The 16,573-nt window shown below is 59.2% G+C and carries 15 protein-coding genes; 11 read left to right on the forward strand and 4 right to left on the reverse strand.

Annotated elements, in window-relative coordinates; translation table 11 throughout:
- The 5 genes from GIB19_RS24110 to GIB19_RS24135 all read left to right on the forward strand — a co-directional run.
- Positions 1–898: RHS repeat-associated core domain-containing protein (locus tag GIB19_RS24110; protein WP_274888311.1), on the forward strand; the 898-nt coding region annotated here is incomplete at its 5' end.
- A 1-nt stretch (position 899) separates the two neighbouring features.
- Positions 900–1,340 carry an SMI1/KNR4 family protein gene (locus GIB19_RS24115; protein WP_274888312.1) on the forward strand — a complete coding sequence of 147 codons (441 nt, stop codon included), beginning with the start codon at positions 900–902 and terminating at the stop codon, positions 1,338–1,340.
- A gap of 10 nt (positions 1,341–1,350) precedes the next feature.
- Positions 1,351–1,614 carry a PAAR domain-containing protein gene (locus GIB19_RS24120; protein WP_099429433.1) on the forward strand — a complete coding sequence of 88 codons (264 nt, stop codon included), beginning with the start codon at positions 1,351–1,353 and terminating at the stop codon, positions 1,612–1,614.
- A 93-nt stretch (positions 1,615–1,707) separates the two neighbouring features.
- Positions 1,708–2,373, forward strand: a complete 666-nt coding sequence (locus tag GIB19_RS24125; RefSeq protein WP_225876727.1) for a DUF6756 family protein — start codon at positions 1,708–1,710, stop codon at positions 2,371–2,373.
- Between the two features lie 525 nt (positions 2,374–2,898).
- Entirely contained in the window at positions 2,899–3,183 is a 285-nt protein-coding gene (locus GIB19_RS24135; protein WP_157765556.1) for a hypothetical protein, read from the forward strand.
- A 594-nt stretch (positions 3,184–3,777) separates the two neighbouring features.
- On the opposite strand, the gene ptrR is transcribed toward GIB19_RS24135, so the two are convergent.
- Positions 3,778–4,668: a putrescine utilization regulator PtrR gene (gene ptrR, locus GIB19_RS24140; protein WP_099430907.1), complete on the reverse strand. Its 891-nt coding sequence runs from the start codon at positions 4,666–4,668 to the stop codon at positions 3,778–3,780.
- 106 nt (positions 4,669–4,774) lie between these two features.
- Between ptrR and GIB19_RS24145 the strand changes: the two genes are divergently transcribed.
- Positions 4,775–6,160 carry an aldehyde dehydrogenase family protein gene (locus GIB19_RS24145; protein WP_027596787.1) on the forward strand — a complete coding sequence of 462 codons (1,386 nt, stop codon included), beginning with the start codon at positions 4,775–4,777 and terminating at the stop codon, positions 6,158–6,160.
- A 36-nt stretch (positions 6,161–6,196) separates the two neighbouring features.
- Here GIB19_RS24145 and GIB19_RS24150 read toward each other — a convergent pair whose 3' ends face one another.
- Entirely contained in the window at positions 6,197–8,110 is a 1,914-nt protein-coding gene (locus tag GIB19_RS24150) for an AAA family ATPase (RefSeq protein ID WP_099429434.1), read from the reverse strand.
- 81 nt (positions 8,111–8,191) lie between these two features.
- On the reverse strand, positions 8,192–9,091 hold the full coding sequence (locus GIB19_RS24155; RefSeq protein ID WP_099429435.1) for a helix-turn-helix domain-containing protein: 900 nt from the start codon (positions 9,089–9,091) through the stop codon (positions 8,192–8,194).
- A 152-nt stretch (positions 9,092–9,243) separates the two neighbouring features.
- On the opposite strand from GIB19_RS24155, the gene GIB19_RS24160 reads away from it, so the two are divergent.
- The 4 genes from GIB19_RS24160 (at position 9,244) to GIB19_RS24175 (ending at position 13,952) form a co-directional block, all read left to right on the forward strand.
- Positions 9,244–10,602 carry a glutamine synthetase family protein gene (locus GIB19_RS24160; RefSeq protein WP_027596784.1) on the forward strand — a complete coding sequence of 453 codons (1,359 nt, stop codon included), beginning with the start codon at positions 9,244–9,246 and terminating at the stop codon, positions 10,600–10,602.
- Between the two features lie 128 nt (positions 10,603–10,730).
- A complete protein-coding gene (locus GIB19_RS24165; protein WP_099429436.1) occupies positions 10,731–11,819 on the forward strand; it encodes a polyamine ABC transporter substrate-binding protein in 1,089 nt (362 codons plus the stop codon).
- 14 nt (positions 11,820–11,833) lie between these two features.
- Positions 11,834–13,129, forward strand: a complete 1,296-nt coding sequence (locus tag GIB19_RS24170) for an NAD(P)/FAD-dependent oxidoreductase (protein WP_274888314.1) — start codon at positions 11,834–11,836, stop codon at positions 13,127–13,129.
- Positions 13,130–13,274: 145 nt separating this feature from the next.
- Positions 13,275–13,952 carry a DUF3313 domain-containing protein gene (locus tag GIB19_RS24175; protein ID WP_274888315.1) on the forward strand — a complete coding sequence of 226 codons (678 nt, stop codon included), beginning with the start codon at positions 13,275–13,277 and terminating at the stop codon, positions 13,950–13,952.
- Between the two features lie 141 nt (positions 13,953–14,093).
- Here GIB19_RS24175 and GIB19_RS24180 read toward each other — a convergent pair whose 3' ends face one another.
- On the reverse strand, positions 14,094–15,470 hold the full coding sequence (locus GIB19_RS24180; RefSeq protein WP_099429439.1) for an L-serine ammonia-lyase: 1,377 nt from the start codon (positions 15,468–15,470) through the stop codon (positions 14,094–14,096).
- Positions 15,471–15,616: 146 nt separating this feature from the next.
- Between GIB19_RS24180 and GIB19_RS24185 the strand changes: the two genes are divergently transcribed.
- Positions 15,617–16,552: a LysR substrate-binding domain-containing protein gene (locus GIB19_RS24185; RefSeq protein WP_099429440.1), complete on the forward strand. Its 936-nt coding sequence runs from the start codon at positions 15,617–15,619 to the stop codon at positions 16,550–16,552.
- The last annotated feature ends 21 nt before the right edge of the window (positions 16,553–16,573 follow it).

Here is a 16,573-nt window from a genome sequence, read left to right on the forward strand (position 1 = left end):
CACTGAGTGTCGTGATCGAGAGGAACGGGGTGGGAGTACAACTCACTACGTGTTCGAGCCGGGGACGTTCATTCCGGTAGCTCAGGCTGTCAGCGACACAACGCTGGAGCTTCTGCCACAGCCCGGCTATGGCGATCATTACAGCATCGACCGGGACCCGGTCTGGCTGCATACGCCGACAGCAACGCCGATTGAGGCTTTAGCTTGGTATCAGTGTGATCAGTTGGGCACCCCCATGGAACTTACGGACGCAGATGGGAAGCTTATATGGAGGGGTACCTATAAAGCCTGGGGACAAAGTGATAAAGCAGTCATCCAAAAAAGAATATCGAAAACAAAATTTCAACACACACTACGCTTCCAAGGACAATATTACGACGCAGAAACCGAACTACACTACAACAGGCATCGATACTACGACCCTCGCTCCACTAGATTCATTGGAAAAGACCCCATCGGATTCTCTGGATCTATCAATCTATACCAGTACACTCCCAATCCAGTATCGTGGATAGACCCCTTAGGACTTAGAAAATGCCGGTGCGACCCCTGCGAGGTAACGGGCCACGGCAGCCAACCTTCCCCAAGGCCGGGAGGGAAGCAGTCACACCACATCATTCAAAATGCTTGGGCGACAGAGAACATCCCTGGCTATGCCAATGGAGGTAAACAGACCGCACCATCTATACTCCTGACTGCATCACCTCAACACGCCACGGTAACCACCAGACAAAATGCAAGAAGGGATGAACGGCTATCGGCAGGCCAGCCGCGATGGGGAACATCTTTAACAGATGAGTTCAACAACGCCTACAGGGATTTAGGAGCAGCTGGAGTCAGCGAACACTGCAAGCGCAAAGCAATCAAACAGGCGTACAGATATTTTTATGGTGAATAGCATGGACATTAGTAAAACAATCAAGGCAATTACTTCAAAGTGGCAAAAACAATTAGGCGCCCCAACCCTGGACATTGATAGCCTTGAAGCATCCATCCATCAAAGGCTACCTGCCGACCTAAGGTCTTTTCTACAATGGTCAAACGGAGGCAACTGCAAGTTTAAGAACATCTATATTGATCTTTGGCCGACAGGTGCCATAAACAAGCTTAACCAGGAGTACCAGATAGCTAAATACCTGGGATCAAAACACATCGGAATAGGTACGGATGGAGGTTCTACATGCATAGCACTAGACTACACAACCACCCCGCCAACAATTTGCACATTTGACCTAGGCGATATCGACACTTCCAAAATCAACCACCTAAAATTATCTTTTTCAGAGACCATAAACATGGCCAACGCAGGGGCACTAACCGATAAAAATATTTATCAGTAGAGGTAAGAAAATGACAGCAATAGTACGACTTGGCGATTCCACAAACCATGGTGGTACAGTTATCAACTCAATAGCGTACACCAACCTCAACGGCAAACCCATGGCAGGCAAAGGCAACATGGTCTTCTGCCCTCTATGCAAAGGCGAGTTCCCAATCATCGAAGGCAGTGACACCTACCGCGTCAATGGCATCCCCGTCGCACTCGACGGCATGAAGACCGCGTGCGGCGCAAGCCTGATCGCCAGCGCGTCACACGGCAGCGTCCATCGCTGAGTCAACCGGTCAAAGTGGAATAGGCGAACAACAGACATCCCGGCAGTATGTCTGTTGCCGCCATTTCCAACTTACGATTGAGGCCTGATCAAACTGCAGTCCAATAAAACTGGCACTGCAGTAGAGTTCAAAGGAGCAGGCGGGAGTAAGATTGCATATGACGCTCCCCATACAGACATGGACCCAAAGAGCGGCCATGACAAGCCCCATATTGCCTGGCAAACGGCAGGAAAACGGCAGAAAAACGAAATAAATGTGGATGTGGTGATAGAGGGAACATTACATACTCTGGCCCTCAGCACCCCCATCGCCCTGATAAAAAGTGAGGAAGAAATGAATACGAATAATTTATCATTAGTGGACGAGCTATCTCTAGCCTTTAGCAAGCAACATCTGCCATGCAAAGAGCCAGAAAATAAAGATACAATATTATCGAAAATTAAATCAACATTCGTCAAAGGCAACCCCAGAGCCTGGTGGTTATCATTTTCAAAAACACCAATAATTCAGGTTTTTGATGATAACTCTGGACACCTGCACTTAAGTGAACTAGCCCCAGCCAACACGAAGGATATCTGGCTCATAGTCGACGAAGACAACGAGAGCAAATTAATTTTTAGCGCACCGCTAGAAAAGGTGCCAAATATACTTGAAGACTGCAGATACTTCGAATACTACATAGTCAACAAAGAGCTAACATGGATTCTCGCGGAGAATGACCATGGCGACTTACTATTTAGCGAAAAACTTGATAAATAACTAGCAAATGACAGCGAAAACCTAAAAATTACGCAAACTAACACATTGTTCTTTTAAAACCCACTACGACATTTACATCAGGTCGAGAGTCGAACGGACATCCGCAGCCACAATCATTTCCTCAAGGCGCTCGACCCAGCCAACTGGTACCTCGAATCATCACACCTATGATGACCCTGATCAGCACTTTAAAAAACGCGGCGCCGAGAACGTCGTCACGATGAGGAACGGGATGGCAGTACCACCCACTACGTATTCGAGCCTGGGACGTTCATTTAGGTAGTTCAAGCTGTCAGGGACACAACGCTTGAGCTTCCACCACAGCCCAGCTATGGGGACCTTTACAGCATTGATCGGGATCCCGTGTGGCAGTACAAGCCTGTACCAAAATCGGTTGATGCATTTGCGTGGTACCAGTGCGATCAGCTGGGCACCCCCATGGAGCTTACGGATGTATATGGGGAAGTTACATTGGAGCGGATTTTATAGGGCTTGTGGACTAGCAGAACAAAAGCAAGGACAGAAATGAAGATAGAAAATGGGGAAAAAGTAAAGCTATGCACTTTCTCCGGCACAAGCACTTCGGAAAAACCGACACGAGCCTCCGAAAACTACTGGAAGCTTATTGGGCAAACTGGAACTGTGATCGCTCAAGAAGGCGAAGCCGGCCTTCCCAAACATAAGCTGGGCACTCGAGTTTTAGTCGAGTTTTCAACAAGCATTCCTGAACTTGGACTCAGCTGCCACAATGAAGCACCAAATAGTCCTTGGATTCTTGTTACGGACCTAATCATTATCCCAGAAAGCTAGAGCCAAACTAAAAAACACAAGCAAATCTTAACAATACGCAATAATTCCAACAACCCCAAAATACCAAGTCTCGCAAACCATTAAACCTAATAAAGCGCGAGGCTTGGGCGCTTTAAAATCGCGCTACCTAAACTGCAAGCTGAAACAGCATCACACCCTAAATCGATCACAACATGCCAGGGCCTTACAGATTTTAATGGTCGTGCAAAATTAAAAGCACAAGCATCTAAGCCTACCTAATCGACTCCAAAACCAAAATGAAAACCATTAATACAAACCACATCCACTACTTATACTACCCACTTACCTCAATGACAGATGACGAGCTGAGCAACTTTCAAACATATGACAAATTATATAGGTCAAGACTATTTAATTTAATGCACTTAATACTTGAGGGGCTTGGACCCAAAATCAAATCAGATACATCCGAATGCGTCGAATACATTATATCCACCCGCAGCCATGAAAAATATTGGAGCCAATTGATTCCACACAAAATTCCTCCCGACGAAATCAATAACAAACATGAGTATATGAGCCTTCGGGTCGTGGCAAGCGCCGGTAGCTACGCCCCTGCTCTCGAAGGTTGCTCTATACGGTATCTACAGCCATACCTAAACTCCCCTGCCGCTCTTCCAACAACTTCACAAACATACTCAAACTGCGCGAAACCGCCCCCCGCCGCCACACCAACCAGGTCTTCAAATACCGGAAATCCTCCGACATCGGCCAGGCGCTCACCGTGCTGCACCCCGGCATGTTGTCGAGCATGCTGCGCGGCATCATGGCCAACCCGGCACCAGCACTTACGCATGCCAGCATGCCGTGATACGACTCCATCTCGTGGATCTTGCCCGGCACGGCCTGATCCTGCACAAACCAGTTCTCGAAGTGGTGGCGGTACGAGCAGTTGGCCCTAAATGCGTAAATGTTCTCGCCGTTGACGTCTTGGGCGCGGGTTACCGGCGCATGGTTGAGGGGCGAGATGACCATCATCTCTTCCTCGAACACCGGCATGCCTTCCAGCGTCGGGTGCAACACCGGCCCATCGACAAAGGCCGCGACCAATCGCCCAGACAGCACCCCTTCGAGCATCGTCCCCGACGGCCCGGTCGAGAGGTCCAGGTCGACTTTGGGGTAGCGCTGGTTATAGGCCGCCAGCAAGGCCGGGATCCGCACGGCTGCGGTGCTTTCCAGCGAACCTAAGGCAAAGGTGCCCTGCGGGTCTTCGCCGGCCACCGTTAGCCGCGCCTCGTGCACCAGGTCGAGAATGCGCCGGGTGTATTCGAGAAAGTTCCAGCCCGCTGGCGACAGGCGCAGGCGGCTTTTCTCGCGGATGAACAACTCGACGCCCAGGTCTTCCTCCAGCTGTTTGATACGCGTGGTCAGGTTCGAGGGCACCCGATGGATATGCTGCGCGGCGGCACTGATGCTGCCTTGCTCGGCCACTGCCTTGAAGATTTCCAGTTGCACCAGGTCCACAGTCATTCTCCAAACGTGAATGTTTCGCTCATTATTATTCAGTTTTCATTAAATCCCTACACCACTAGTCTGGCGTCACGGATCAACAACAGCGAGAGTTTCCACCATGAGCGCGATCAGCAGCCTGACCCACGCCATCTCCCTCGACCCGCACAGCGGCGAGCAGATTGGCGCCTACCCGTTCGATACCGACGCCGCACTGGAAGCGGCGCTGCAACGCGCCAAGGTGGGCTATGGCCAATGGCGCCAGGTGTCGCTGGGTCAGCGCAGTGAGTGGTTGCTCGCCCTGGCCAACACGCTGGAAACCAAGGCCGAAGCGTTCGCGCAAATGATCAGCCGTGAAATCGGCAAGCCGATCACCCAGGCCCGGGGCGAAGTGAGCAAGTGTGTCGGGTTGTGCCGTTGGTACGCCGAGCACGGCCCTGCCATGCTGGCAGCGGAACCGACCCAGGTCGAAAAAGCGCGCATCGAGTACCGCCCGCTGGGCCCGATCCTGGCCGTGATGCCGTGGAACTTCCCGATCTGGCAAGTGCTGCGCGGTGCTGTGCCGGCGATTCTGGCGGGTAATACCTACGTGCTCAAGCACGCCCCGAACGTCATGGGCAGCGCCTACTTGCTGGGCGAGCTGTTCAAGGATGCCGGCCTGCCGGAAGGCGTCTTTGAAGTACTGAACGTCACGCCGGACGGTGTCACCCGCGCCATCAACGACCCTCGCATTGCCGCCGTGACCCTGACCGGCAGCGTGCGCGCTGGCATGGCGATCGGTGCGCAAGCCGGCGCCGCGCTGAAGAAGTGCGTGCTGGAGCTGGGCGGTTCGGACCCGTTCATCGTACTGGCCGATGCCGACCTGGATGCCGCAGTCAAGGCGGCCGTCATCGGTCGCTACCAGAACACCGGCCAGGTTTGCGCGGCGGCCAAACGCCTGATCATCGAAGAAAGCATCGTTGAAGCGTTCACCCAAAAATTTGTTGAAGCAACGCGCCAGCTGAAGGTTGGCAACCCGCTGGAAGACGACACCTACATCGGCCCGATGGCCCGCTACGACCTGCGCGATGAACTCGATGGGCAGGTTCAGGCGACACTCGCCGAAGGCGCTACTTTGCTGCTGGGCGGCAACAAGATCGAAGGCGTGGGCAACTTCTACGCACCGACCGTGTTTGCCAACGTCACCCCGGAAATGACCGCGTTCAAGCAGGAACTGTTCGGGCCAGTGGCGGCGATCATCACTGCGCGGGATGCCGACCATGCCGTGGCATTGGCCAACGATAGCGAATTCGGCCTGGCGTCGACCATTTACACCGCCGACTATGCGCTGGCTGAACGCATGACCGCAGCACTGGATACCGGTGGCGTGTTCATCAACGGCTACTGCGCATCAGACCCCCGCGTCGCCTTTGGCGGCGTGAAGAAGAGTGGTTTTGGCCGCGAATTGTCGCACTTTGGTGTGCGGGAATTCACCAACGCGCAAACGGTGTGGCTGGACCGTAACTGACGGGACAATCGGGGCCGCCTGGCGGCCCCGATTTCCTCAGTCCCTGACCTGGTCCTTCACCCAGTCCAGCATCCCCCCCGGCACGATCAGTTCATGCCGTGCCCGCGAACAGGCGGTATACAGGCCCGCCAGCATCCGCGCCCGTTCGTTGCGATTGCCCGCCGCCACGGGCGCGACCATCAGCTCCGGTGACACCATCACCCGGGCGAATTCCATGTTCTTCACGTCCCGCACCCGCCCCAGGAACAGCTTGGGCGCCTTGTCCCAGCGATAACGACTCTTGGCCTTGGCGAAATGCTCTGGCGTATAGCCCTTGCGCAGCATGTTGGCGACCGCCACGAAGGCTTTGTCGTCGCCCTTGTCCTGCTCCAGCGCCTGCCAACTGGCGTAGCGGAACAGCATGGGGTGACGCGGCCGGGTGCCGTAGCGGTACAGCTCGATGCAATCTTCGACGAACAGCTCGAAATCCTTGCGCGCACTCTTCAACAACACGAACGGCACCCCTTGGTGCGTAAGGCGCTGGAACCAGCCAAACAGGCCCCACTCGTCATCGACAATCAGTGCCGTGGGCTGCTCTGGCACCGTGACCGTGTCGAAGAAACTGACCCGGGTGTAGTGCTCGGCACTGCCGCTGAATGCCGCCTGGATCTTGGCCGGATGCGCCTGGATCAGCGGGTTGAGGACGTTATCCATGGCGGGCCCGGCGCGCAGCGAATGGTCGATGTAACGCTGGCGGATGAAGCCACCGTGGTGCGGGCTCAGGCCATTGAGGTTCTGCAGCTCGTCGCCCAGGGTGATGATCGACTGCGGGCTGCGGTCCAGCACGGCGAGCATCGGTGCCGACAGCTCGTGGGCCTCGTCGACGATGACGTGGGTGTACCGACTGTCGATCATGTCAGCGGTCAGCGACAGCAGTTTGACCCGGTGGTAATCACGCACCGGCAGTTGAATCTCCCGCGCTGAGGGGCGAATCAGCTCCTGCCAGTACAGCCGGGCCTTTTCCAGCAGCACTTCCTGGTCCAGTGGCGAGGTGCCCGGCCCGGCCCAGGGCAAATGGTGAAGCTGGACCTCTGCATCGCCGCTGCGGCAGAAACTGCGCACGGCCTTGATGCACAAGGCAACCACGTCGCGGGCCGCGAGCGGGCCGATATCGGGGATATTCAGCCACTTCACCACCTGCGCCTCCTGCGGGCGCCAGGACAATTTAGTGCGGTACGGATCACGCAAGCGCCAACCGTTGCTGGTGAGGTCTCGGTTGAGAAGCTCGTCTGCCAGTTGGCCGAAGGTCAGTGCGGTGTAGGCTTGGGCGTCCTTGACGCGTGCCTGCAACGCGCGCAGCTGGCCCTCGGTCAAGGCCAGCAGCAGCGTGCGCTGGGGGTCGAGCAAACGGGCGAACTGGTGAATCAGGAACGTCTTGCCGGTGCCGGCAAAGCCTTGCACCGCCACCGACTCGTCAACACCTGACAGAAACTCGCGCAGCAGGCGGTTTTGTTGATCGCTCAGCAGCAGGTCGCTGGCCAGCGATGGCAGATAGACGGGATGCAGCGGCGTGACCTGTTGGCGGTAGGTATCGGCAAATTGGAAGCTCCACTGGCCTTGGTCATCGTGCAGGTCCTCGACGTCGTATTGGACCTCGGCGGACAGCAAACCGATGCCATTCTCACCCAGCATGCCAAGGCCCATGGCGAATGCCTCGCGGTCGAAGTGCTGCGCCACCTGGCCTTGAAAGCGCCCAGGCGCGGCCGTTTCGACCTCGATGGCGATGCGCACGATTTCGGCAAAACGCCGCTCCTGCGCGTCGGCCGTTGCAGTGGCGGGCTGGCGTGGCAGGTTTTGCACGAACAGCACCGCTGCGGCCTCCAGCAAACTGGCAGTCGGGAAAAAGTCGCTGGCGGTGGGTTCGCTGGCAAGGCGGTCGGCTTGGTCGCTGGGCAATGGCAGGTAGAACATCGGGACCTCGGGTGGAAACAGGTCGGCACGATAGCAACTTTCCGTGGGGGGTGCTGGGTTCAATGTGCCGGCTGCCGGCCCTCAGCCCCTGCGCCGCTTCAGGGTCTCGCTCGGCAACTCCTTGAACAGCTGCCGGTAACTCTCGGAAAACCGCCCTAGGTGCCAGAACGACCAGCGCATGGCGACTTCCGCTACCGTTACCTCGCCACCGCGCAACAGGTCCCGTCGCGCCCCGTTTAGCCGGCGTAACCGCAGCCAGGTCCCCGGCGGCATACCGGTAAAGGCCTTGAACGCCTGCTGCAACTGGCGCAGCGAAACTCCGGCCACGTCAGCCAGTGCCACTAGGTTGAGGGTTTCTTCGGGGCAGTCCGCCGCCCATTCACTGACCCGGCGCATGATCGAGCGCTCTTCACTGCGCCTGCCCAGCGCACCGCTGTCCAGCCGCTGGCAGGCACTGTCGAGGATGAACAGGCAGTCTTCCAGCAACTGCTCCGCCAGCGCCTGCCCCTGCAGCGGGCAATCGGCGTTGCCCAGACGAGTCAGGGTGGCGCTCAGCCAACTGCCGAACAAGGCGTTCTGGCCACTGCCCAATGGCACCATGAACAAGCCTTCCAGGCGCTGCGTATCCAGGCCATGACGGGCCAGAAACGCCTGGTCGAACACCACGGCCACCTCTTCGTAGTTCTCCGGGGTGATCCAGATATTGCGGCTCTGCTCGTTGAGCAGGTACAGGCTGTTTTCGCTGCGGTCGAAACAGAACGCCAGCGATCCACTGGGGGGGCGAAAGAACTGCTCGACACGGGTATTGAGCCGCTCTTCATAAACCTCCACGCCATCGAGCCCCAGGCAACGCAGTTCGCCGCTGAAATGCCCGGGCGACATTTGCCGGTATTGCTGTTGCCAGCCAGGGGTGGCACGCACCTGCTCGGTGACGTCGGTGGTGTGGAAAGCCTGAACCTGCAAGGCGTTGAGCGTTGTCACGCATTGTCCTGTATGCACTCTTTTGGTGCATTGATTAGCGTAGAAAGTGGATAGATCGCCCCAGGGGGCTGCGACCAAGATAGTCTCCAGCGCGTCACCTGGGAAGCCACCCGCTCCCGCCGCGCACACAAAAACCCAACCAAGAGGTCTGTATGAACGCCCCCTTCGATCAGCTGTCCACGTGGCTGAAAGAACACCGGATCACCGAAGTCGAATGCGTGATCAGCGACCTGACCGGCATCGCCCGCGGCAAGATCGCACCGACCGCCAAATTCCTGCACGAACGTGGCATGCGTCTGCCCGAGAGCGTGCTGTTGCAAACGGTCACTGGCGACTACGTTGACGACGACATCTACTACAGCCTGCTCGATGCCGCCGACATCGACATGGTCTGCCGCCCTGACCCGACTGCGGTGTACCAGATCCCCTGGGCAATCGAGCCGACCGCGATCGTGATTCACGACACCTTCGACAAGCAAGGCAACCCGATCGAGCTGTCGCCGCGCAACGTGTTGAAGAAGGTGCTGAAGCTGTACGCCGACAAAGGCTGGCAGCCGATTGTCGCACCGGAGATGGAGTTCTACCTGACCAAGCGTTGCGAAGACCCAGACCTGCCGCTGCAGGTACCCCTGGGGCGCTCGGGCCGCGCAGAAAGCGGTCGCCAGTCGTTTTCGATCGATGCCGCCAACGAATTCGACCCGCTGTTCGAAGACGTCTATGACTGGTGCGAACTGCAGGGCCTTGACCTGGACACCCTGATCCATGAAGACGGCCCGGCGCAGATGGAGATCAACTTCCGCCACGGCGACGCCCTGGACCTGGCCGACCAGATCACCGTGTTCAAGCGCACCATGCGTGAAGCCGCGCTCAAGCACAACGTGGCGGCCACCTTCATGGCCAAGCCGATCACTGACGAACCTGGCAGTGCCATGCACCTGCACCAGAGCGTGGTCGACATCGCGACCGGCAAGCCGGTGTTCGCCAATGAAGACGGCAGCATGAGCGAGCTGTTCCTGCACCACATCGGCGGGCTGCAGAAGTACATCCCCAAGCTGCTGCCGATGTTCGCACCTAACGTCAACTCGTTCCGCCGCTTCTTGCCGGACACGTCGGCACCGGTCAACGTCGAGTGGGGTGAAGAAAACCGCACCGCCGGCCTGCGTGTGCCGACCTCCAGCCCCGACGCAATGCGCGTGGAAAACCGCCTGCCGGGCGCCGATGCCAACCCTTACCTGGCCATTGCTGCCAGCCTGCTGTGTGGCTACCTGGGCATGGTCGAGAAGATCAACCCGAGTGCGCCGGTGCAGGGCCGGGCTTATGAGCGACGCAACCTGCGCCTGCCCATCACCATCGAAGATGCCCTGCAGCACATGGAAGACTGCGAAACGGTGCAGCAGTACCTGGGCAAGCAGTTCGTCCAAGGCTATGTAGCGGTCAAGCGTGCCGAGCACGAGAACTACAAACGGGTGATCAGTTCCTGGGAACGTGAATTCCTGATGCTCAGCGTTTAAACCCAAGGGCACTGCCCGTGCGATGACGCAAGGCCACGCTTTCCTGTGGGGCGGCCTTGCGTCGCGAAAGGGCTGCAACGCAGCCCCCAATACACCGAACCCAAGAACAAGACCAACGAGGTGTCGACATGCGTCATCTGCAATCCCTGGTTCCCGCTGCATTCACCTTACTGTTCGGCGCAGCTGCCCAGGCCGCTCCGACCGTCAGCGTGTACAACTGGACCGACTACATCGGTGCCACGACACTGGCCGACTTCCAGGCCAGCAGTGGGATCAAGGTGGTCTATGACGTGTTCGATTCCAACGAAACCCTGGAGGGCAAGCTGCTGGCCGGCCGCACTGGCTACGATGTGGTCGTGCCCTCGAACCACTTCCTCGCCCGCCAGGCCCAGGCCGGTGCGTTTTTGCCGCTGGACCGCAGCAAGCTACCCAACTGGAAGCACCTGGACCCTAAACTGCTCAAACAGCTTGAGCAGAACGACCCCGGCAACCAGTACGCGGTGCCCTACCTGTGGGGCACCAATGGCATCGGCTACAACGTCGACAAGGTCAAGGCCGCGCTGGGCGTGGACCACATCGACTCCTGGGCGGTGCTGTTCGAGCCCGAGAACCTGAAAAAACTCAAGCAGTGTGGCGTGGCCTTCATGGACTCGCCCGACGAGCTGTTCCCGGCCATTCTCAACTACCTGGGCATGGACCCACGCAGCGAAAAGCCCGAAGACTATGCCAAGGCTGAAGCCCGCCTGCTCGAACTGCGGCCCTACATCACCTACTTCCATTCTTCCAAATATGTCTCGGACCTGGCCAACGGCGATGTCTGCGTGGCCTTCGGCTACTCCGGCGACGTGTTCCAGGCTGCCAACCGCGCAGTGGAAGCCAAGAACGGCGTCAAGGTTGCCTACAGCATTCCCAAGGAAGGCAGCAACCTGTGGTTCGACCTGCTGGCCATCCCGAAGGACGCCAGCAACCCGGACCAGGCACTGGCGTTCATCAACTACCTGCTTGAGCCTCAAGTAATCGCTAAAGTCAGTGCCACGGTCGGCTATGCCAACGCCAACCCCGACGCCCAGGCCTACATGGATGCGTCTCTGGTGAACAACCCCGAGGTCTATCCACCCCAGCAAGTGCTGGACAAGCTGTACATCTCCAGCACGCCAAGCCCCAAGATCATGCGCGTGATGACCCGCTCCTGGAGCAAGATCAAGTCCAACCGTTGAGCCGAGAACGCACCATGCCTTTCGATACCCTGCACACTGCTTCGTACTACGCTGCCACGGCACGCGACGCGGCGCCCTACCCCAGCCTGGACGGCGAACTGAGCGCCGATGTGTGCGTGGTCGGCGGTGGCCTGACCGGGGTCAATACCGCACTGGAGCTTGCCGAGCGCGGCCTTTCGGTGATCGTGCTGGAAGCCAGGCGCATCGGCTGGGGTGCCAGTGGGCGCAATGGCGGCCAACTGATCCGCGGTATCGGCCATGACGTCAGTGGTTTTGCGCGCTATGTCGGCCAGGACGGCGTGCGCTACCTGCAACAGGCCGGCATCGATTCGGTGGCGTTGGTGGCCAGGCGCATCGAGCAATACGGCATTGCCTGCGACCTGCGGTGGGGCTTCTGCGAACTGGCCAACACCCCCGCCCAGTTTGCCGCCTTCAAGGCAGAACAGGAGGACCTGGCCGCGCTGGGTTATCGCCACGAAACCCGCCTGGTCAGCCCCGAGCACATGCACCAGATCGTTGCCAGCGACCAGTACGCCGGTGGCCTGGTCGACATGGGCTCGGGCCATCTGCACCCACTGGACCTGGTACAAGGCGAAGCACGTGCGGCCGCTGCCCTTGGCGTGCGCATTTTCGAGCAGAGCCCGGTGCTGCGCATCGAGCACGGCCCCACCGTGACCCTGCATACCGCCCACGGCAAGGTCAGGGCACAGAGCCTGGTGCTTGGCTGCAACGCGCACCTCGATGAACTGGAGCCGCGCCTGAGCGGCAAGGTGCTGCCGGCCGGCAGTTACGTGGTGGCCACCCAGCCACTGCCTGAGGCGCTCGCCAATAGCCTGATCCCCCAAAACATGGCGCTTTGCGACCAGAAGGTCGGCCTGGACTACTACCGCCTCACTGCCGACCGTCGTTTGCTGTTCGGCGGTGCCTGCCACTATTCCGGGCGCGACCCCAAGGACATCGCCGCGTACATGCGGCCGAAAGTGCTCAAGGTGTTCCCGCAGTTGGCCGAAGTACGCATCGACTACCAATGGGGCGGCATGATCGGCATCACGGCCAACCGCTTCCCGCAGGTCGGGCGGCTGCACCAGCACCCTAACGTTTACTACGCCCAAGGCTATTCGGGGCACGGGCTGAACGTGACCCACTGGACAGCCAAGCTGCTGGCCGAGGGTATTTCCGTGGGCCACAGCCAAGGGCTGGACGTGTTCAGTGCGGTACCCCACCTGACCTTCCCGGGCGGCAAGGCATTGCGCTCACCGCTGCTGGCGTTGGGGATGTTGTGGTACCGGTTGCGCGAGGTGCTGGGGTAGCGCTCGACTCAAAGGCGCTAAAAATCCACCGCCGTACCCATCGCAGCCTACCGCCTACACCGCCAAGAAATACACTGCCCACTGGCCAACTGCCCTGCACCTGCTAGCGTTGTTCTGGCCGACCTCTCATGGATGCATCACGATCATGAAATCAATGCCCCGCATCACCTTGTTGTGCGCAGCCTTGCTTGCCGTATCCGCCTGCTCCAGCAACCGCGTGGACCCCAGTGACTACTCCGGTTTCCTGAAGGACTACAGCCGCTTGCAGCCCGCTGAAAGCCCATCCGGCGCGCCGGTGATGCGCTGGATCGACCCCAAGGTCAACGTCAATCAATACAGCCAGGTGTTCATCGAGCCCAGCCAGTTCTACCCCAAGCCGCAACCGACAGCGGTTATTTCGGCGCAGACGCTGCAGGAGATTACCCGTTACTTCAACGAGGCCATGCGACGTGAATTGGGCAGCGTGCTGACCCTGGCCAAGGCTCCCGGCCCAGGCACCATCGTGGTACGCCCGGCGATCACCGCGGTGTCTACCAGCAACGAAGGCCTAAAGCCTTATGAGGTCATCCCTATTGCGCTGATCTCGGCGGGGGTCAATACCGCCATGGGCGGCCGTGACCAGGAAGTAGATGTTGGCGTAGAGGCGGCCTTCCTGGACGGTGCCAGTCAGAAAGTGCTCGCTCAGGTGGTGCGCAAGGGCGCGGGTAAGGAGCTGGAGAACGACACCCAGAAACTCACCCTCAATGACGTCAAACCGGTGCTCGACGGCTGGGCCAAAGACATGCGCGCGAGCTTCCTGACACTGAAACAGAAGAGCCGTTGACCGTGTAGGAGCAGCCTTGTGCTGCGAAGAGGCCAGTGAACACCTCATCAATCTTCGCTGCTGCCACTGGCCTCTTCGCAGCACAAGGCTGCTCCTACCGGGTAGCGTGTCAATGCCCCTGAATAAACCTCGGGCTGCGAATCAGCACTCGACAAAGGCGACGGCCAGGCCGCCGCGCGAGGTTTCTTTGTAGTTGGAATGCATGTCCGCACCGGTGTCGCGCAGGGTGCGGATAACCTGATCGAGCGAGATGAAATGCTCGCCATCACCGCGCAGGGCCATTTGCACGGCGTTAATCGCCTTGACCGCGGCAATCGCATTACGCTCGATGCACGGCACCTGCACCAGGCCACCCACCGGGTCGCAGGTCAGCCCCAGGTTGTGCTCCAGGGCGATTTCCGCGGCATTTTCCAGTTGCGGCGGCGTAGCACCGAGCACTTCGGCCAGGCCAGCGGCTGCCATCGAGCACGCCGAGCCCACTTCACCCTGGCAACCCACTTCAGCACCGGAGATCGACGCGTTGGTCTTGCACAGGATGCCGACTGCGGCCGCCGCCAGCAGGAACCTCACCACATCGTCGTCGCAGGCATCCGGGTTGAACTTCATGTAGTAGTGCAGCACGGCCGGGATGATCCCCGCCGCACCGTTGGTGGGCGCTGTCACCATGCGCCCGCCGGCGGCGTTTTCTTCGTTGACCGCCAGGGCAAACAAGTTGACCCATTCCATGGCGCTCAGGGTCGAGCCGATCACGTTTGGTTTGCCCAACTCCTGCAGGCTGCGGTGCAAACGTGCAGCCCGGCGCTTGACCTTGAGCCCGCCCGGCAGGATGCCCTCATTGCGCAGGCCATTGTCGACGCATTCACGCATCGCCGCCCAGATGCGCATCAAGCCTTCGCGCACCTCGGCTTCCGGGCGCCAGACGCATTCGTTGGCCATCATCAGCTGCGCCACGCCCATTCCGTGCGCCTTGCACAGCGCCAACAGCTCAGCCGCACTGGCAAACGGATACGGCTGTTCGACCGCATTCGCCTCGCCTTGGGGGGCATCGATTTCTTGCTGCTCGACGATGAAACCACCGCCCACCGAATAGTAGGTTTGGCTGAACAGGCTGCCCTGCCCGTCCAGTGCTTCCAGGCTCATGGCGTTCGGGTGGTACGGCAGGCTTTGCTCAAGCAGCAGCATGTCGCGGGTGTAATTGAACGCCAGGGGATGGCTGCCATCGAGCATCAGGCATTGCTCCTGCATCACCTGGCCGATGCGTGGCTCGATCGTGGCCGGGTCGATCCGGTCGGGCCACTGCCCCATCAGGCCAAGCAAGCAGGCACGATCGGTGGCGTGGCCGACCCCCGTGGCCGAAAGCGAGCCATACAGACGCACTTCGACGCTGCTGACCTGGGCCAGCAAGCCACGCTCACGCAGGGCCTGGGCAAAGGTTGCCGCTGCACGCATCGGGCCTACGGTGTGAGAGCTGGAAGGGCCGATGCCGATTTTGAAGAGGTCGAAAACACTGATAGCCATACTAATGCCTGACCGCGTTGGGCAGAATCGCCAATGCGCGGTTCTCTGGGGAAATTGAACACTACTGCGAACTTGAGCGATACTGACCTGCTCCCGCGTGGATGACCAACGAAACTTCCTAAGCAAGCCTTTAGTGGTACTAAACGATGCGACGACAACTCAATGGCCAAATGTTCGTCTGGTTGCATGTGTTCTCCTGTGCGGCCCGGCATTTGTCATTTACCCGCTGCGCCGAAGAACTGCACATCACCCCTGGCGCCGTCAGCCAGCAAATGCGCCAGCTGGAAGAACGGCTGGGCTATCGCGTGTTCCTGCGCCGCGCCCGTGGGGTTGAGCTGAGCGCTGAAGGCCAACGCCTGGCGCAAACGGTTTCAGAGGCCTATGGCAGCATCGAGGCCGAGCTGCTGCGCCTGGACGCCGGCGAGATCCGCGGCACCCTGCGCCTGCGCTCGATCCCCTCCTTCCTGGCCAAATGGTTGACGCCGCGCCTGCCGCGCTTTCAACAGCGGTATCCGGACATCGAGTTGCGGCTGGTGGCCGAAGACAGTGCGCAAGCTTTGCACCCGGGCGACTTCGACCTGGCCATCGACCTGAACGACGGCAGTTACCCTGGCATGTTGTCGACGCCATTGCTGGACGAGCAGATCTTTCCCGTGTGTTCCCCCACCCTGCTGCGCGGTCGCCCGCCGCTGCACGGGCCGGCTGACCTGGCGCATTACCCGCTGCTGCACGACATCACCGCCTGGCGAGGGGCCTCGGAGTACGCTGAATGGGAGTTCTACCTGGAAGGCATCGGCGCAGGCGGCCTGGACGTGCGCAGGGGCCACACCTTCAACCGTAACCACTTGACCATCGAAGCGGCGATTGCCGGGGTTGGCGTGGCAATCGCGCGGCGGACCTTGCTCAACGATGAACTGGAACGGGGGGCGCTGATCGTGCCGTTCGGCGTGGCGATCGCCAACCACAAACGCTACGTGGTGCATTACCCGCCGGGCGGGCTGACCCAGCCCGGTGCCCGCGCGGTGCATGACTGGCTGGTGGAAGAGGCCCGCGGGTTCAGGGAATTGCACCCGCTGGGTTGAGTGCCTGCCACGGGGCCGCTG

Origin of the sequence: Pseudomonas sp. ITEM 17296 (assembly GCF_028895205.1) — a bacterium.
Classification (GTDB): domain Bacteria; phylum Pseudomonadota; class Gammaproteobacteria; order Pseudomonadales; family Pseudomonadaceae; genus Aquipseudomonas; species Aquipseudomonas kermanshahensis.